We start from the raw sequence: 16133 nt of genomic DNA, 5'->3' as shown, positions 1-16133 counted from the left end.
TGTCGGAGCTGCCGCTGGCTGCGATCTTTTGATCTATGTATTTGAAAATCAAAAGATCGCAGCCTGCGGCAGCTCCTGCAGGTTTATAACCCTCTATATAGCCCATCGGTATTTATAAAATCTTATAAATGTCGGTAAGTTATATCCCGTTCAAGTAATTAATTAAGAACTGCGCCAAGGCATTTAAATTACTTGAAAACATGTGCCTTATTGTTTCGGCGGTGCGTTCTATTTAGTAACTGTTTACTCGCGGGGAGCTGAACGCTATTCGCCATGAGCGCCATCGAATCTTCATTTCTGAACCTGGCTTACCCTCCGCGCCTCGACCTGGGGCCGCAGCTCACGCACGAACAATTGCTCAGCTCGATGCAATCGACCATGGCGCGCCACAAGGGCGGGCCGGTCTGGCTGTTCGCTTATGGATCACTGATCTGGCGCCCCGAATGCACGGCAGTCGAACGCGTACGCGGGCGGGTGCATGGCTACCATCGCGGTCTGTACCTGTGGTCCCACGAACATCGCGGCACGCCGGAAATGCCCGGGCTGGTATTCGGTCTGGACCGTGGCGGTTCGTGCAGCGGCTTCGCCTACCGACTACCGGAAGAACAGCTGGACGCTTCGTTGTACGCGCTGTGGAAACGCGAGATGCCGTTCCCGTCGTACCGCCCGCACTGGCTCAACTGCCGGCTCGAAGACGGCAACCAGGTTCAGGCATTGGGATTCGTGCTGGAGCGGCATTTGCCCAGCTACGCGGGCAACCTGCCGGATCACGTGTTGAGCCACGTGTTCGAAAACGCTTGCGGGCGCTACGGTACGACGCGCGACTATGTCGAGCAGACGGCCCAGGCCCTGCGCAGCCACGCCATGCCAGACCGGAATCTGGAGGCGCGGCTCAAGCGTTGTAAATCAAAGTCCGATCAGGCGATCGCTTCGCGGGTCTGACTGGCCGCCTGCTTGTGCCGCAAGGTCGGCGCCAGGAAGGCCATCGACAGCAGGCAGGCGCCGACCAGCAGGACAAAACCGCCGTCCCAGCCGAAATGGTCCACGGTGTAGCCCATCGCTGCACTGGCCGCGACCGAACCTCCCAGATAACCGAACAGACCGGTGAAACCCGCGGCGGTGCCGGCGGCTTTCTTCGGCGCCAGTTCCAGTGCCTGCAGGCCGATCAGCATCACCGGGCCGTAGATCAGGAAGCCGATGGAGATCAGCGCGATCATGTCCACCGTCGGGTTGCCGGCCGGGTTGAGCCAGTACACCAGTGTCGCCACCGTCACCAAGGCCATGAACACCATGCCGGTCAGGCCACGGTTGCCACGGAAGATCTTGTCCGACATCCAGCCGCACAGCAGGGTGCCCGGAATACCGGCCCACTCGTAGAGGAAATACGCCCAGGACGTCTTGTCCACGGTGAAGCCCTTGGCTTCCTTCAGATAGGTCGGGGCCCAGTCCAGCACGCCGTAACGCAGCAGGTAGACGAAGACGTTGGCCATGGCGATGTACCAGAGCATCTTGTTGCGCAGCACGTACTTGACGAAGATTTCCTTGGCGCTGAATTCCTTCTCGTGGCTGGCGTCGTAGCCTTCCGGATAGTCGTTCTTGTACTTCTCGATGGGCGGCAGGCCCACCGATTGCGGGGTGTCGCGCATGGTGATGAAGGCAAAGATCGCCACCGCCATGGCCACCGCCGCCGGCACGTAGAACGCCGCATGCCAGTCATTGAACAGGCCCATGCCGATCAGGAACAGCGGGCCGATCAGACCGCCGCCGACGTTGTGCGCCACGTTCCACAGTGATACCACACCCCCGCGTTCCTTCTGCGACCACCAGTGCACCATGGTCCGTCCGCTTGGCGGCCAGCCCATGCCCTGGGCCCAGCCATTGATGAACAGCAGGACAAACATGATGGTCACGCTGGACGTCGCCCAATGTGCGAATCCGAAGGTGAACATGACCGCCGCCGAGACCATCAGGCCGAACGGCAGGAAGAAACGTGGGTTGGACCGGTCGGAGACGATCCCCATGAGGAACTTGGACAGGCCGTAGGCAATGGCGATCGCCGACAACGCCACGCCCAGCTCACCGCGGGTGTAACCCTCTTCGATCAGATAGGGCATGGCCAGGGAGAAGTTCTTGCGCAGCAGGTAGTAACCGGCGTAACCGATGAAAATGCCGGCGAAGATCTGCCAGCGCAGGCGTCGATAGGTGCTGTCTACTTTTTCTTCAGGCAAGGGCGCCTGATGTGCGGCGGGGCGAAAGAAGGCAAACATTCAGAAGCTCCAGTGTTCTTGTTTTGACTGCGGATGCGAATATTACAGTTTCGTTACCGAAAAAAGCACTGGGTTTTGTTGGCAAAAAGGCGGAATTGTTGGAAGTCGCGCGTTCCTTTACGAACATGTCGTACAGATGTAAGTCATGGCGACGTAGGAAGAGTTACCCACGGTCCGGGTAAAGCGCCTCATTCCTCCGGCGTAGCTCAGATCTTTGGGAAATGTCCTTCGCGGTTATGGGACGCCATGATCTTCAGCTTGGCGGCCTTGGTCTTTAGCCTTTTGCACTGTTGCCAGGGTCTGGCGGTTCAGCTGCGAAGGGAGTGGTTATGCGGTGGTTGCTGTGCGGGGTGTTGCTGATTCTGTTGTCGATTGAAAGCAGGGCGGGGGATGAGTTTCTGATTCCGGAAAACAACCCGAAGCCCGTTTATCCACCGGCGCTGCAAAGGGCCGGAATCACCGGAGATGTGCGAGTCAGCTTCGTGGCCTACGCCGATGGTTCTGTCGGCGAGGTGAAGATCCTTGAGAGCGATCATCCCGATCTGGCGCAAGCGAGCAGGGTCGCAATAGAAAAGTGGCGGTTCAAACCGTGGACGGTCGAGGGGGACAAGCCGGCGGAGCAGGAGGTGATCGCGCCGATGATCTTCGGGTATGACGCCAGTCTGCCGCGACACCTGAATCAATGGCTCGGCAAACTGAAGTGCCGCGACCTTAATCAATTCCTGGTCAGGACGGCGGATCATGCCTGGATTGATTTGCCTGCGTTCCACTACACACGGGCTTATCTGACGAATTCCTTTTCCAGGGCAATATTGAGCAATGAACGACGGCTTGAGTTGATCGCGAAAATGAACAGAGGTGTGCCGTACATTGGTCGGCAATGCCTGAACAATCCGGGATCCCGATTTGCGAGGTATTTGCCGGAAGATATCCGCAAGCTGCTTTAGCTGCGTCGGGTCTGGACATCGTTGATCGAAGTCCAGACCCTTCGCCATGGATCAGCGAACCTGCACCACCACCTTCCCGACCGCCTTGCGCTGGCCAAGATCATTGATGGCTTGGGCCGCATTGCCCAGCGGATACATCTGCGACACCAGCGGCTTCAACTTGCCTTCGCCAAACCAGGCAAATAATTGCTGGAAGTTCGCTGCGTTGTCCTGTGGCTGACGCTGGGCGAACGAGCCCCAGAACACGCCGACCACGGCAGCGCCCTTGAGCAGGGCGAGGTTCACCGGAAATTCGGGGATGCGACCGCTGGCGAAACCGACCACCAGCAGGCGGCCGTTCCAGGCGATGGCACGCACGGCCTGGTCGAACAGGTCGCCGCCCACCGGGTCGTAGATCACGTCGGCGCCCTGGCCATCGGTCAGGCGCTTGATCTCGTCCTTGAGGCTGGTTTCGCTGTAGTTGATCAGTTCATCGGCGCCGGCGGCCTTGGCCACGGCCAGTTTTTCCGCGCTGCTGGCGGCGGCGATCACCCGGGCGCCCATGGCCTTGCCGATTTCCACGGCCGCCAGGCCCACGCCACCGGAGGCGCCGAGCACCAGCAGGGTTTCACCCGGTTGCAGGTTGCCGCGCTGCTTGAGGGCGTGCATCGAGGTGCCGTAGGTCATGCTGAACGCGGCGGCGGTGTTGAAATCCATCGTCGGCGGGATCGGCAGCACGTTGTAGCCCGGCACCGCGACCTGTTCGGCAAAGCTGCCCCAGCCGGTCAGGGCCATGACCCGGTCGCCGACTTTCAGATGGCTGACCTTTTCACCCACCGCGCTGACCACGCCAGCAGCCTCGCCACCCGGGGAGAACGGGAAGGGCGGTTTGAACTGGTATTTGCCCTCGATGATCAGCGTGTCGGGGAAATTCACCCCGGCGGCGTGCACGTCCAGCAGGATTTCATTCTTCTTCGCGACAGGACTGGTGACGTCTTCCAGCACCAGCGATTCGGCAGGACCGAAGGCTTTGCACAGCACGGCTTTCATCAGGGCTATTCCTTTGGGAGAGATGGCCGATAAGTGTAGGTGTGTGATTCGACGGGTCAACGAGCATGCCCGACCCTGATAGTCAGCCATAAGCTTGTGCTTGAGCGGCGGGTCGTTATGCTAGGCCGCAAACCGGATGAGGTACGAATAGTGAAAGCGTGGATCGTGTTGATGATGGCCCTGTCCCTGCCTGTGGCAGCGATGGCCGAAGAAGCCAAGGAAGATGCAGCACCGAAGGTCAATTACATCACCCTGAGTCCGCCGTTCGTGGGCAACTACGGGCTCGATGGCACTCCGAAGCTCAAGGTGTACAAGGCCGATGTGGCCTTGCGCGTGACCGGAGACGAGGCGACCAAGGCGGTCAAGGCCAACGAGCCGTTGATCCGCAACCAGCTGGTGGCGCTGTTCGCCCAGCAGACCACTGAGACGATGAACAACGTCGAGGCCAAGGAAAAGCTGCGCCAGGAAGCGCTCAAGCAGACCCAGCAGATCATGAATGATGAAACCGGCAAGCCGGTGGTTGAGGATCTGTTGTTCAACAACCTCATCATTCAGTAAGCCTTCAGGTTTAGATCGCGGTCCTGTAGCAGCTGGCGTAGCCTGCGTCCGGCTGCGCAGCAGTCGTAAAACCTGCGAACGCGGTTCCCTGTAGCGCCGCGCCGCCTGATTTCACGACTGCTGCGCAGTCGGACGCAGGCTTCGCCAGCTGCTACAAAAGCGGGGTTACTTTGGCTTGAGTGCAATCACTGCCGCCCACTGCTGCGCCGTCACCGGCATCACCGACAGCCGCGAACCCTTCTGCACCAGTGGCATCTGCGCCAGCGCCGTCTGCTGTTTCAGATAGTCCAGCTTCAATACCCTGGAAAACGTCTCCACATGGGCGACATCGATCGCGCTCCAGGCGTTTTTCTCGGCGCTGGCCTTGGGGTCGTAATAGTGGCTCTCAGGCTCCAGCGCCGTCGGGTCCGGATAGGCGGCTTCGACGATCTTGCCGATCCCGGCAATCCCCGGCTCCGGGCAGCTGGAGTGATAGAAGAAAAACTCGTCCCCGACCGCCATGGCCCGCAGGAAGTTGCGCGCCTGATAGTTGCGAACCCCGTCCCAGCGCGCGTTGCCGAGCGTTTCCAGGCCCTTGATCGAGAGCTCGTCGGGCTCGGACTTCATCAGCCAATAGGCCATGGTTTGGCTCCTTGCGAGGTGTGTGGACAGGTTGTTGGGCAATTTTATGACAAACCGACAGTCGGTTGACGCCAGCATTTGCGTGCCGGTTCACGTTGACGCAAAATGCCGGCCTTTAAAGCTTGACGCTGCTGCACGGCCTGTAAATGGAAACCGCTGCTGTCATCGTATAGATATGCCTTTGGGGGGCAGTCGATGAAACGCAAACCGGATTTACTATGGATTTTGGTTATTTTGTTCGGCCTTGGCGTCGTGACTACCGGCTATGCCCAAAGCCTCTGGAACAGCAAGGTCGATGCGCCGGTTGAAATCTCGCCGCTGCAGCAACAGTCGACCGCATTCAAGCGCTGACCCTGCCTTTTCGACGCCGCTGACGCGCAGTGGCGTCTAGCCCGCGAAGTACCAGGCCTTGTCCGTGACCGTTCCCTGCAACGGCACATCCCAGCTCGCCTGAGCCAGTCGTTCTACTTTCTGACATTCATGGGCCAGCCCCAGCAGCGTCGGTTTGCGCCAGTCATTGCGGCGCGCCAGATACGCCAGGCTGCGATCATAGAATCCGCCGCCCATCCCCAGGCGTCCCCCGACATCGTCGAATCCCACCAGTGGCAACAGCACCAGATCCAGCGCCCACACTTTGCGTTGCCGGGCGAGGCTGTGCCGCGGCTCCAGAATGCGGAAGCGGTTGGGCTTGAGCTTTTCCCCCGGGCGGATGCGCTGGAACACCATCTTGGTCCGCGGCCATGCGCTCAGTACCGGCAGATAAGTCGCCTTGCCCCGACGCTGGGCGGCACGCAGCAGCAGGCGCGGATCGATTTCACCGTCGGTAGGCAGATAGAGGGAAATGTGTCGGGCGCGGCGGAACAGCGGTTGCTGGGCCAGTTGCTTGTACAACCCGCGAGCGGCCTGGCGCTGCTGACTGGCGGTCAGTGCGCGGCGGGCCTTGCGCAGCATGCGTCGAAGTTGCGGGCGGGGAAGCAGCGCAGGTTCGGTCATGGATTCGGGCTTCGGCAGTGTGGATACACAAAGCGTACCCGTAAAAAAGCCGATGCCGGTATCAAAACCGGCATCGGACTCGAATCAGGCTCCCCGAATGTGCCGCTGTCGACTTAGCCCTTGAACCCGAGAGTTCAAGGTGGAGGATGCAGTAGGCTTTAAGGCTTTCCGTCTAGCGGACATGCACACCAGCCCAACGTGCAACTTCCAGGGCATAGCAAATCGGCTCAGGGACGTCGTCAACTGGCAAGCACCCCAGGGAGTGTTGGGGAGTATACCTCAAGCGTGAAGGCGAATCAGCCTTTGGTGACGTCCGGATCGGTGGAGAGCGCCAGATCGACACGATCGAGCAGGTCGCGCACCTGTTCACGGGTCGAGCCACTGACCTGAATATCCGGGCTGTCCTGCTTGTGCAGCAGGTCGTGAGTGATGTTCAGCGCGGCCATCACTGCAATGCGATCGGCGCCGATGACTTTGCCGCTGCTGCGGATCTCGCGCATCTTGCCGTCCAGGTAGCGGGCGGCGCTCACCAGGTTGCTGCGCTCTTCCTGGGGACAGATGATCGAATATTCTTTGTCGAGGATCTGCACGGTGACGCTATTGCTTGAACTCATGAGTCTTGCTCCAGGGCCTTGAGGCGCGAAATCATCGATTCGACCTTACGCCGGGCGATTTCGTTTTTTTCAATGAGGTGAGCGCGTTCCTCGCGCCAGGTTTTTTCCTGAGCCAGTAAGAGTCCGTTTTGGCTCTTAAGTTGCTCGACTCGGGTAATCAGCAGTTCGAGTCTGGCCATCAGCGCTTGCAGGTCGGTGTCTTCCATTGTGTCCACTGAAAATGTCTGATGGGTGGTAGCAGCCCGATTTTTCTGTAGGAGCGCGCTTGCTCGCGATGAGCCCGAGAGCGCCGCAGGGAGTCAGGCTCCCAGCGTCATCGTTGGCGACCATCGCGAGCAAGCTCGCTCCTACAGGGGTAGTCGATGTAGGATACAAGGCCTTCATTCTAGACATAGCGCCGTCTGGCGCCTAGCTGCCCATGCCCATTCAGAATTCTCCATACCAAGCCTTTGCCACCCTGCTGACTTCCAGCGGCCACAATGTCTCGCCCGCCGAACTGCATGGCCTGTTGCTCGGCCGCAGCTGCGCCGGTGCCGGTTTCGATCACGAAAGCTGGCTGGTCGACGCCGCCGAGCTGCTGGAAAACGAACCGCAGGACAACGTGCGCGCGGCCCTGATCGGCCTGCAGGAGATGGTCAAAGGCGAACTCACCGGCGAAGACATCACCGTCGTCCTGTTGCTGCCAACCGACGATGCACCGCTGGCCGACCGTGCCGCGGCGCTGGGTCAATGGTGTCAGGGTTTCCTTAGCGGCTTCGGCCTGAACTGCCGTGACAGCAGCATGCTGAGCAGCGAGGCCACGGAAGTGTTGCAGGATCTTGCCGCCATTTCCCAGGTGCAAGACGCCCTGGAAGAATCCGAAGACGGTGAAAGCGACTATATGGAAGTGATGGAATACTTGCGCGTCGCGCCGCTGCTGCTGTTCTCCGAAACCCGTAAGGCGGACCAACCGGCGGCAACCAAACCGTCGCTGCACTGATCAACGACAGGGAAAGCCATCTGCCCATGATTCATATCCCGAAATCGGAATACGGCCGTCGCCGCAAGGCCCTGATGGCGCAGATGGAACCCAACAGCATCGCCATCCTGCCCGCCGCCGCGGTGGCCATCCGCAATCGCGATGTCGAGCATGTCTACCGCCAGGACAGCGATTTCCAGTACCTCAGCGGCTTTCCCGAACCGCAGGCCGTGCTGGTCCTGATTCCGGGCCGCGTGCATGGCGAATACATTCTGTTCTGCCGTGAGCGCAACGCCGAGCGCGAACTATGGGACGGCCTGCGCGCCGGGCAGGAAGGCGCGATCCGCGACTTCGGCGCCGACGATGCCTTCCCGATCACCGACATCGACGACATCCTGCCGGGCCTCATCGAAGGCCGCGACCGGGTGTATTCGGCCATGGGCAGCAACCCGGAATTCGATCGCCACCTGATGGAATGGATCAACGTGATCCGCTCCAAGGCGAACCTCGGTGCCCAGCCGCCGAACGAATTCGTTGCCCTGGATCACCTGCTGCACGACATGCGCCTGTATAAGTCGGCGGCGGAAGTGAAGGTCATGCGCGAAGCCGCGCGGATATCCGCCCAGGCCCATGTACGGGCGATGCAGGCCAGCCGTGCCGGCTTGCATGAGTTCAGCCTGGAAGCGGAGCTCGATTACGAGTTCCGCAAGGGCGGAGCGAAGATGCCGGCCTATGGCTCGATCGTCGCGGCGGGCCGCAACAGCTGCATCCTGCATTACCAGCAGAATGACGCCGTGCTCAAGGACGGCGACCTGGTGTTGATCGATGCCGGTTGCGAGATCGACTGCTACGCCAGCGATATCACCCGCACCTGGCCGGTCAACGGCAAGTATTCGGCGGAACAGAAGGCGATCTACGAACTGGTGCTCGCTGCCCAGGAAGCGGCGTTTGCCGAGATTGCCCCGAACAAGCACTGGAACCAGGCCCACGAAGCCACGGTTCGGGTGATCACCCGCGGTCTGGTGGAGTTGGGCTTGTTGCAGGGCGAGGTCGATGAACTGATCGCCAGCGAAGCCTACAAGGCGTTTTACATGCACCGCGCCGGACACTGGCTGGGCATGGACGTGCATGACGTGGGCGAGTACCGGGTCGGTGGCGAGTGGCGGGTGCTGGAAGTCGGCATGGCGCTGACCGTGGAACCGGGCATCTACATCTCGCCGAACAACCAGAACGTGGCGAAGAAATGGCGCGGCATTGGTGTGCGCATCGAGGACGACGTAGTGGTCACCAAAACCGGCTGTGAAATCCTGACCAAAGGCGTGCCGAAAACGGTGGCCGAGATCGAGGCCCTGATGGCCCAGGCAAGGACCCAAGCGGCATGAGTCGATTCAATCTGGCAATCATCGGTGGCGGTCTGGTGGGCGCGAGCCTGGCGATGGCATTGCAGGCCGGCGCCAAGGCCCGTGGCTGGAAGATCGTGCTGATCGAACCCTTCGCTCCCGGCGAAAGCTATCAGCCCAGTTACGACGCGCGCTCCACGGCGCTGTCGTTCGGCTCCCGGCAGATCTATCAGCGGTTGGGCATCTGGCAGGAAATCTCCCGCCGCGCCGAACCGATCAAGCAGATTCACGTTTCCGACCGCGGACGTTTTTCCACGGCGCGGTTGTCGGCGATGGAAGAAGGCGTTCCGGCGCTGGGCTACGTGGTGGAAAACGCCTGGCTCGGCCAATGCCTGTGGCACGGCCTGGACAAGGACGTGATCCACTGGCATTGCCCGGCGGAAGTCACGCGCATGGAGCCACTCACCGATGGTTACCGATTGACGCTCAATGACGAAACCTGCGTCGACTGCGACCTTGCGGTGCTCGCCGATGGCGGCCGCTCCGGCCTGCGCGAGCAACTGGGCATCGGCATCAAAAAGCGCTCCTACAACCAGAGCGCGCTGATCGCCAACATCACCCCGAGCGAAGCCCACAACGGCATGGCGTTCGAGCGTTTCACCGACGACGGCCCGATGGCGCTGCTGCCCTTGCCGGACAACCGCTGCGCCCTGGTCTGGACCCGTCTGGGCATGGACGCGCAACGCCTGGCGACCCTCGATGAGCGCAGTTTTCTCAGCGAGCTGCAGGGGGTGTTCGGCTATCGACTGGGCACCTTGAAGCAGGTCGGCGCACGCCACCTGTACCCGCTGTCGCTGGTGGAGGCCGAAGAGCAGGTGCGTCCGCATCTGGCAATCCTCGGCAACGCCGCCCACAGCCTGCACCCGATTGCCGGCCAGGGTTTCAACCTGTCCCTGCGCGATGCCCAGGCCCTGGCCGATGCGTTGCTCGCCAGCGAAAAGCCGCTGGGTGATTTTGCGACCTTGCAGGCCTATCGCGAGCATCAGCGTCTGGACCAGAACCTCACCGTCGGCTTCTCCGATCAGGTCACGCGCCTGTTCGGCAGCACGCAGCCACTGGTTTCCCTGGGACGCAATCTCGGCCTGCTCGGCCTTGACCTGCTGCCGCCCGCCAAGCGCTGGTTCGCCCGGCAGGCGATGGGGCTGGGTACTCGTCCCAATGTCTGAGTGGCTGATCAACTTCTCGACGCCTGCCGCCTCTTGGGTGGCGCGCGTTGGAACCCCCCTTTACCTGCGGCTCAAGCCGCAAGCGAGACAGGCTTAAAGCATGGAAATGCGCGCAGATCTGCTGATTGTCGGAGCCGGAATGGTCGGCAGCGCCCTGGCGTTGGCGTTGCAGGACAGCGGGCTGGAAGTCCTGTTGCTGGACGGCAGCCCCCTGAGCGTCAAACCCTTCGATGCCCAGGCCGCGTTCGAGCCGCGGGTGAGCGCGTTGTCCATCGCCAGCCAGCGCATTCTGGAACGCCTGGGCGTCTGGGAAGGCATCGCCGGCCGACGCAGTACCCCGTACAGCGACATGCAGGTGTGGGACGGCAGCGGCACCGGGCAAATCCACTTTTCGGCGGCCAGCGTGCATGCCGATGTGTTGGGGCATATCGTCGAGAACCGCGTGGTCCAGGACGCCTTGCTCGATCGTTTGCACGACTGCGATCTGGGCCTGTTGGCCAACGCCCGCCTTGAGCAGATGCGCCGCTCCGGCGACGACTGGCTGCTGACCCTGGCCGATGGCCGCACCCTGCGCGCGCCACTGGTGATCGCGGCGGACGGCGCCAATTCGGCGGTCCGCCGTCTGACCGGCATGGCGACGCGGGAGTGGGACTATATGCATCACGCCATCGTCACCAGCGTGCACTGCTCCAAACCTCATCAAATGACCGCCTGGCAACGCTTTACCGATAACGGCCCGCTGGCGTTCCTGCCACTGGAGCGCGACGGTCAGCATGACTGGTGCTCGATTGTCTGGTCGACCACGCCGACTGAAGCCGAACAGCTGATGGCGCTGGGTGACGATGAGTTCTGCAAGGCACTGGAGCGGGCCTTCGAAGGGCAGTTGGGCGACGTGCTCAATGCCGACCCGCGTGTTTGCGTGCCGCTGCGCCAGCGGCATGCCAAGCGCTATGTCGCCGAAGGCCTGGCGTTGATCGGCGACGCCGCTCACACCATTCACCCGCTGGCCGGGCAGGGTGTGAACCTGGGCTTCCTCGATGCCGCGGTGCTGGCCGAAGTGCTGTTGCAGGCGAGTACCCGTGGCGAGCGCCTGGCGGATGTGAAGGTGCTCAGCCGCTACGAGCGTCGCCGCATGCCGCATAACCTGGCGTTGATGGCGGCGATGGAAGGCTTCGAGCGGTTGTTCCAGGCCGATACGCTGGCGGTGCGTTGGTTGCGCAATACCGGGTTGAAGCTGGTCGACCGGATTCCCGAGGCCAAGGCGCTGTTCGTGCGCGAGGCGCTGGGGTTGACCGGGGATTTGCCGGCGCTGGCCAGGGCCTGACGTATTCGCTGCGGCTGAAGGCCTCATCGCGGGCAAGCCCGCTCCCACAGTGATCGATTTGTACACGGAATCTATGAACGACACCTAACCTGTGGGAGCGGGCTTGCTCGCGAAGGCGTCAGTACATTCACCACGCATCCCCCACCATGCAACATCTGGTAACTCCTCCGCGAAGTGTTCGATTGAGAAGGTAAATGTGAGTCCTTATCATTTGGCCTCATTTTTCCAATCGAGAGACCGCTCCCATGTTGGCACCGAAGCGTCTTCTGACCGCACTGGCCCTGACCCTGATCGGCAGCACCGCCGCCCAGGCCGCCGATGAAGTAGTGGTTTACTCCTCGCGTATCGACGAGCTGATCAAGCCGGTCTTCGATGCCTACACCGCCAAGACCGGGGTGAAGGTGAAGTTCATCACCGACAAGGAAGCGCCGCTGATGCAGCGGATCAAGGCCGAGGGCGAGAACGGCGTTGCCGACCTGCTGCTCACCGTCGACGCCGGCAACCTCTGGCAGGCCGAGCAGATGGGCATCCTCCAGCCCTTCACCTCGAAAACCATCGACACCAACATTCCCCTGCAATACCGCGCCGCGTCCCATGCCTGGACCGGCCTGAGCCTGCGGGCGCGGACCATCGCCTATTCCACCGACCGGGTGAAACCGGGCGAACTGACCACCTACGAAGCGCTGGCCGACAAGGAATGGGAAGGCCGCCTGTGCCTGCGCACGGCGAAGAAGGTCTACAACCAGTCGCTGACCGCCACCATGATCGAAGTCCATGGCGCCGAGAAAACCGAGAAGATCCTCAAGGGCTGGGTCAACAACCTGTCCACCGACGTGTTCTCCGATGACGTGGCGGTGCTGGAAGCGATCAATGCCGGCCAGTGCGATGTCGGCATCGTCAACACCTACTACTACGGTCGCCTGCACGCTCAGAAGCCGGACCTGCCGGTGAAGCTGTTCTGGCCTAACCAGGCGGACCGTGGTGTGCACGTGAACCTGTCGGGCATCGGTCTGACCAAACACGCGCCACATCCGGAAGCAGCCAAGGCCCTGGTGGAGTGGATGACCACGGCTGAAGCGCAAAAGATCTTCGCAGACGTCAACCAGGAGTTCCCGGCCAACCCGACGGTTAAACCTTCCGCCGAAGTCGCTGCCTGGGGCGAGTTCATCGCCGATACCTTGCCGGTTGAAGTGGCGGGCAAGCGTCAGGCCGAGGCGATTCGCATGATGGATCGCGCCGGCTGGAACTGAGTCCGCGTTAAAGCGCAAAAGATCGCAGCCTTCGCCAGCACCTACCCCTTGTAGGCGCTGCCGAAGGCTGCGATCTTTTCGCGTTTTCCCAAACCCCGAATTTTCACGAGCGCTTCCCCTTGGCCCACCCCGCCCAACGCCGCTGGTATCCACTGGTCTTCGCCATTGCTGCGCTGGTCCTGTTGCCCCTGAGTGTCCTGCTGCTGTCCTGGCAGTCGATCGATCTGCAGATCTGGTCCCACCTGTGGCAAACGCAGATGCCGCGCCTTTTGGGCAACACCCTGACCCTGGTGCTCGGCGTCGGTGTCGGCGTGACGGTCCTCGGCGTGAGCCTGGCCTGGCTCACCAGCCTCTGCGAATTCCCCGGCCGGCGCTGGCTGGACTGGGCGTTGATGCTGCCCTTCGCGATTCCCGCCTATGTGCTGGCCTTCGTCTTTGTCGGGCTGTTGGATTTCGCCGGCCCCGTGCAAAGCCTGCTGCGCGAATGGTTCGGTACCGGACTTCGCCTGCCGCGGGTGCGCTCCACCGGCGGGGTGATTCTGGTGCTGGTGCTGGTGTTTTACCCCTACGTCTACCTGCTGGCGCGTACCGCGTTCCTGGCCCAGGGCAAGGGCCTGATGGAAGCGGCGCGAGTATTGGGTCAGTCACCATGGCAGGCGTTCTGGCGAGTGGCGATGCCCATGGCGCGGCCCGCGATTGGCGCCGGTGTGGCCTTGGCGCTGATGGAAACTTTGGCGGATTTCGGTGCGGTGTCGGTGTTCAACTTCGACACCTTCACCACGGCGATCTACAAGACCTGGTACGGATTCTTCAGCCTGTCCACCGCCGCGCAACTGGCGAGTCTGTTGCTGTTGGTGGTGATGGTGGTGCTGTACGGCGAGCGCCGCGCCCGGGGTGCCAACCGGGCAAGCAACGAGCGGCCAAGGGTCAAGGCGCTGTATCACCTGCGGGGCGTAAAGGCGCTGTTGGCCACCAGCTGGTGCGGTCTGGTGTTCGCCTGCGCGTTCGTCATTCCGATGCTGCAATTGCTGGCCTGGTTCTGGCAGCGCGGGCGCTTCGATCTGGATGAGCGTTACACCGGCCTGATCGTCCACACCCTGTATCTGGGGGCGATGGCTGCGCTGATCACCGTCAGTGTCGTGCTGGTCCTGGCGTTCGCCCGGCGGCTGGCGCCTACCCCGGGCATTCATGCCGGGGTCGGTCTGGCCAATCTCGGTTATGCCTTGCCCGGTTCGGTGTTGGCGGTGTCGATCATGCTGGCGTTCAGTTATCTGGATCGCGAGCTGGTGATCCCGCTGTCCGGCTGGCTCGGTGGCGCCGGCAAACCTTTGCTGCTGGGCAGCCTGTCGGCGTTGCTGCTGGCCTACCTGGTGCGCTTCATCGCCGTGGCGTACGGGCCGCTGGAAAGCAGTCTGGCGCGTATACGGCCATCTTTGCCCGAAGCGGCACGTAGCCTGGGTGTCGGCGGGCCGCGACTGTTTTTCAAAGTGTATCTACCGTTGTTGCTGCCCGGTTCGTTGAGCGCCGCGTTGCTGGTGTTCGTCGATGTGCTCAAGGAGATGCCCGCGACCCTTCTGATGCGCCCGTTTGGCTGGGACACGCTGGCGGTGCGGATCTTCGAAATGACCAGCGAAGGGGAGTGGGCAAGGGCCTCTTTGCCGGCGCTGACCCTGGTCCTGGTCGGGCTGTTGCCGGTCATCGGATTGATCCGTCGTTCAGCGCATCAAAACAGCTAGGTGCCAGTCCTACACCTTGCGGCTACAATGCGCGGCATTCGGTGCGGTACGTCTGACAGAAGAAGTAGTAGTAATCGGCTGAAGCCCTTTGTTTCAGGGCTTTTACCCGGTTGAGCTCTCGCCCGCACCTTCGCCACGCCCGGAAGGAGAAACCCATGGGACAGCGTACGCCTCTGTATGACCTTCATCTCGCCCTCGGCGCGAAGATGGTCGATTTTGGCGGTTGGGATATGCCCCTGCATTACGGATCGCAGGTCGAGGAACACCATGCGGTGCGTCGCGACTGCGGTGTTTTCGATGTATCCCACATGACCGTTATCGACGTCGATGGCCCCCAGGCCAAAGTCTGGCTGCAGCATCTGCTGGCCAATGACGTCGAGCGCCTGCACAGCCCCGGCCGCGCCTTGTACAGCACCATGCTCAACGAGCGCGGCGGCATCGTCGACGACATGATCGTCTACCGTCTGGACGAGGGTTATCGTCTGGTGGTCAACGCCTCCACCCGCGACCAGGACCTGGCGTGGATGCAGGCTCATCTCGCCGGCTTCGATGTGCACCTCAAGGAACGCTCCGAGCTGGCGATGCTGGCCATTCAAGGTCCCCACGCCCGGCACAAGGTGGCCGAGCTGGTGAACCAGTGCCGGGGCAATCTGATCCAGCTGCTCAAGCCCTTCGAAGGGCTGCCCGATGGCGACTGGTTCTTCGCGCGCACCGGTTACACCGGCGAAGACGGCCTGGAAATCATCCTGCCGGCGGATCAGGCGCCGGGTTTTTTCAACGATCTGGTGGGGGCGGGCATTTCCCCGATCGGTCTTGGCGCGCGGGATACCCTGCGGGTCGAAGCCGGCATGAACCTGTACGGCCAGGACATCGATCAGCAGGTGTCGCCGCTGGTCTCCAACATGGCCTGGAGCATCGCCTGGGAACCGGCCAGCCGCCAGTTCATCGGGCGCACGGCGCTCGAAGCCGAGCAGAGCGGTGGCGTGCAGCACAAACTGGTCGGTCTGGTGCTTGAGGAACGCGGGGTTTTGCGCGCTCATCAAGTGGTCCGTATCGCCGATGTTGGCGAAGGGGAGATCACCAGTGGTAGTTTCTCTCCTACGCTTAGCAAGTCGATTGCACTGGCGCGCGTGCCGATGGCGACAGCCGACCGCGCGGAAGTGGAAATCCGTGGCAAGTGGTACCCGGTCCGAGTGGTCAAACCGACCTTCGTCCGCCATGGCAAAACCCTGATCTAATCTTTCTGGCGGGCCTTGTCCGCCGACCATTT

Annotated in this window: 17 protein-coding genes and 1 other RNA gene; 11 read left to right on the top strand and 7 right to left on the bottom strand. The window is 61.7% G+C overall.

Going from position 1 to position 16133, the window contains the following annotated elements:
• The first annotated feature begins 273 nt into the window (after nucleotides 1-273).
• Nucleotides 274-942 carry a gamma-glutamylcyclotransferase gene (locus tag HNO86_RS25640; RefSeq protein ID WP_175379714.1) on the top strand — a complete coding sequence of 223 codons (669 nt, stop codon included), beginning with the start codon at nucleotides 274-276 and terminating at the stop codon, nucleotides 940-942.
• Here the strand turns inward: HNO86_RS25640 and glpT are convergent.
• A complete protein-coding gene (glpT, locus tag HNO86_RS25635) occupies nucleotides 918-2267 on the bottom strand; it encodes a glycerol-3-phosphate transporter (RefSeq protein ID WP_175379713.1) in 1350 nt (449 codons plus the stop codon). The two genes, HNO86_RS25640 and glpT, sit on opposite strands and share 25 nt — an antisense overlap.
• A gap of 329 nt (nucleotides 2268-2596) precedes the next feature.
• Here glpT and HNO86_RS25630 point away from each other — a divergent pair, with 329 nt between their 5' ends.
• Complete coding sequence (locus tag HNO86_RS25630) at nucleotides 2597-3214, top strand: energy transducer TonB (RefSeq protein ID WP_175379712.1); 618 nt, start codon at nucleotides 2597-2599, stop codon at nucleotides 3212-3214.
• Between the two features lie 51 nt (nucleotides 3215-3265).
• Here the strand turns inward: HNO86_RS25630 and HNO86_RS25625 are convergent, their stop codons facing one another.
• The gene (locus HNO86_RS25625) at nucleotides 3266-4243 is read right to left on the bottom strand and encodes an NADPH:quinone oxidoreductase family protein (protein ID WP_175379711.1); all 978 of its coding nucleotides are present in this window, start codon (nucleotides 4241-4243) and stop codon (nucleotides 3266-3268) included.
• 150 nt (nucleotides 4244-4393) lie between these two features.
• Between HNO86_RS25625 and HNO86_RS25620 the strand changes: the two genes are divergently transcribed.
• Nucleotides 4394-4801 (top strand): flagellar basal body-associated FliL family protein, encoded by a 408-nt coding sequence (locus tag HNO86_RS25620; protein WP_175379710.1) that lies wholly within the window; start codon nucleotides 4394-4396, stop codon nucleotides 4799-4801.
• Nucleotides 4802-4966: 165 nt separating this feature from the next.
• Here the strand turns inward: HNO86_RS25620 and HNO86_RS25615 are convergent, their stop codons facing one another.
• On the bottom strand, nucleotides 4967-5422 hold the full coding sequence (locus tag HNO86_RS25615; RefSeq protein WP_175379709.1) for an EVE domain-containing protein: 456 nt from the start codon (nucleotides 5420-5422) through the stop codon (nucleotides 4967-4969).
• Between the two features lie 195 nt (nucleotides 5423-5617).
• On the opposite strand from HNO86_RS25615, the gene HNO86_RS25610 reads away from it, so the two are divergent.
• Complete coding sequence (locus HNO86_RS25610; protein WP_175379708.1) at nucleotides 5618-5773, top strand: hypothetical protein; 156 nt, start codon at nucleotides 5618-5620, stop codon at nucleotides 5771-5773.
• A 36-nt stretch (nucleotides 5774-5809) separates the two neighbouring features.
• Here the strand turns inward: HNO86_RS25610 and HNO86_RS25605 are convergent, their stop codons facing one another.
• From HNO86_RS25605 to HNO86_RS25590, 4 genes are all read right to left on the bottom strand, one after another.
• Nucleotides 5810-6415 (bottom strand): 5-formyltetrahydrofolate cyclo-ligase, encoded by a 606-nt coding sequence (locus HNO86_RS25605; RefSeq protein ID WP_175379707.1) that lies wholly within the window; start codon nucleotides 6413-6415, stop codon nucleotides 5810-5812.
• A gap of 86 nt (nucleotides 6416-6501) precedes the next feature.
• Nucleotides 6502-6680, bottom strand: a non-coding RNA gene (gene ssrS / locus HNO86_RS25600) — 6S RNA.
• Between the two features lie 31 nt (nucleotides 6681-6711).
• Nucleotides 6712-7029 (bottom strand): cell division protein ZapA, encoded by a 318-nt coding sequence (locus HNO86_RS25595; RefSeq protein WP_175379706.1) that lies wholly within the window; start codon nucleotides 7027-7029, stop codon nucleotides 6712-6714.
• Entirely contained in the window at nucleotides 7026-7235 is a 210-nt protein-coding gene (locus HNO86_RS25590) for a TIGR02449 family protein (protein WP_007982902.1), read from the bottom strand. The genes HNO86_RS25595 and HNO86_RS25590 overlap by 4 nt, the downstream gene beginning before the upstream one ends.
• A gap of 212 nt (nucleotides 7236-7447) precedes the next feature.
• Between HNO86_RS25590 and HNO86_RS25585 the strand changes: the two genes are divergently transcribed.
• The 7 genes from HNO86_RS25585 to gcvT all read left to right on the top strand — a co-directional run bounded on the left by HNO86_RS25585 (nucleotide 7448) and on the right by gcvT (nucleotide 16101).
• Complete coding sequence (locus HNO86_RS25585; RefSeq protein WP_175379705.1) at nucleotides 7448-8008, top strand: YecA family protein; 561 nt, start codon at nucleotides 7448-7450, stop codon at nucleotides 8006-8008.
• 26 nt (nucleotides 8009-8034) lie between these two features.
• Nucleotides 8035-9369: a Xaa-Pro aminopeptidase gene (gene pepP, locus HNO86_RS25580; RefSeq protein ID WP_175379704.1), complete on the top strand. Its 1335-nt coding sequence runs from the start codon at nucleotides 8035-8037 to the stop codon at nucleotides 9367-9369.
• Nucleotides 9366-10553 (top strand): 2-octaprenyl-6-methoxyphenyl hydroxylase, encoded by a 1188-nt coding sequence (gene ubiH / locus HNO86_RS25575; protein WP_175379703.1) that lies wholly within the window; start codon nucleotides 9366-9368, stop codon nucleotides 10551-10553. Before pepP ends, ubiH begins: the two co-directional genes overlap by 4 nt.
• A 106-nt stretch (nucleotides 10554-10659) precedes the next feature.
• Nucleotides 10660-11877 (top strand): 2-octaprenyl-3-methyl-6-methoxy-1,4-benzoquinol hydroxylase, encoded by a 1218-nt coding sequence (locus tag HNO86_RS25570; RefSeq protein WP_175379716.1) that lies wholly within the window; start codon nucleotides 10660-10662, stop codon nucleotides 11875-11877.
• 245 nt (nucleotides 11878-12122) lie between these two features.
• Nucleotides 12123-13127, top strand: a complete 1005-nt coding sequence (locus tag HNO86_RS25565) for an extracellular solute-binding protein (RefSeq protein ID WP_175379702.1) — start codon at nucleotides 12123-12125, stop codon at nucleotides 13125-13127.
• Between the two features lie 119 nt (nucleotides 13128-13246).
• Nucleotides 13247-14863, top strand: a complete 1617-nt coding sequence (locus HNO86_RS25560) for an iron ABC transporter permease (protein WP_175379701.1) — start codon at nucleotides 13247-13249, stop codon at nucleotides 14861-14863.
• A 155-nt stretch (nucleotides 14864-15018) separates the two neighbouring features.
• Entirely contained in the window at nucleotides 15019-16101 is a 1083-nt protein-coding gene (gene gcvT, locus HNO86_RS25555; RefSeq protein ID WP_175379700.1) for a glycine cleavage system aminomethyltransferase GcvT, read from the top strand.
• The last annotated feature ends 32 nt before the right edge of the window (nucleotides 16102-16133 follow it).

It is taken from the genome of Pseudomonas sp. C1C7 (assembly GCF_013359595.1).
Lineage (GTDB): Bacteria > Pseudomonadota > Gammaproteobacteria > Pseudomonadales > Pseudomonadaceae > Aquipseudomonas.
The sequence above is the reverse complement of the archived record's forward strand: the minus strand, read 5'-3'. Positions and strand labels throughout refer to the sequence as shown.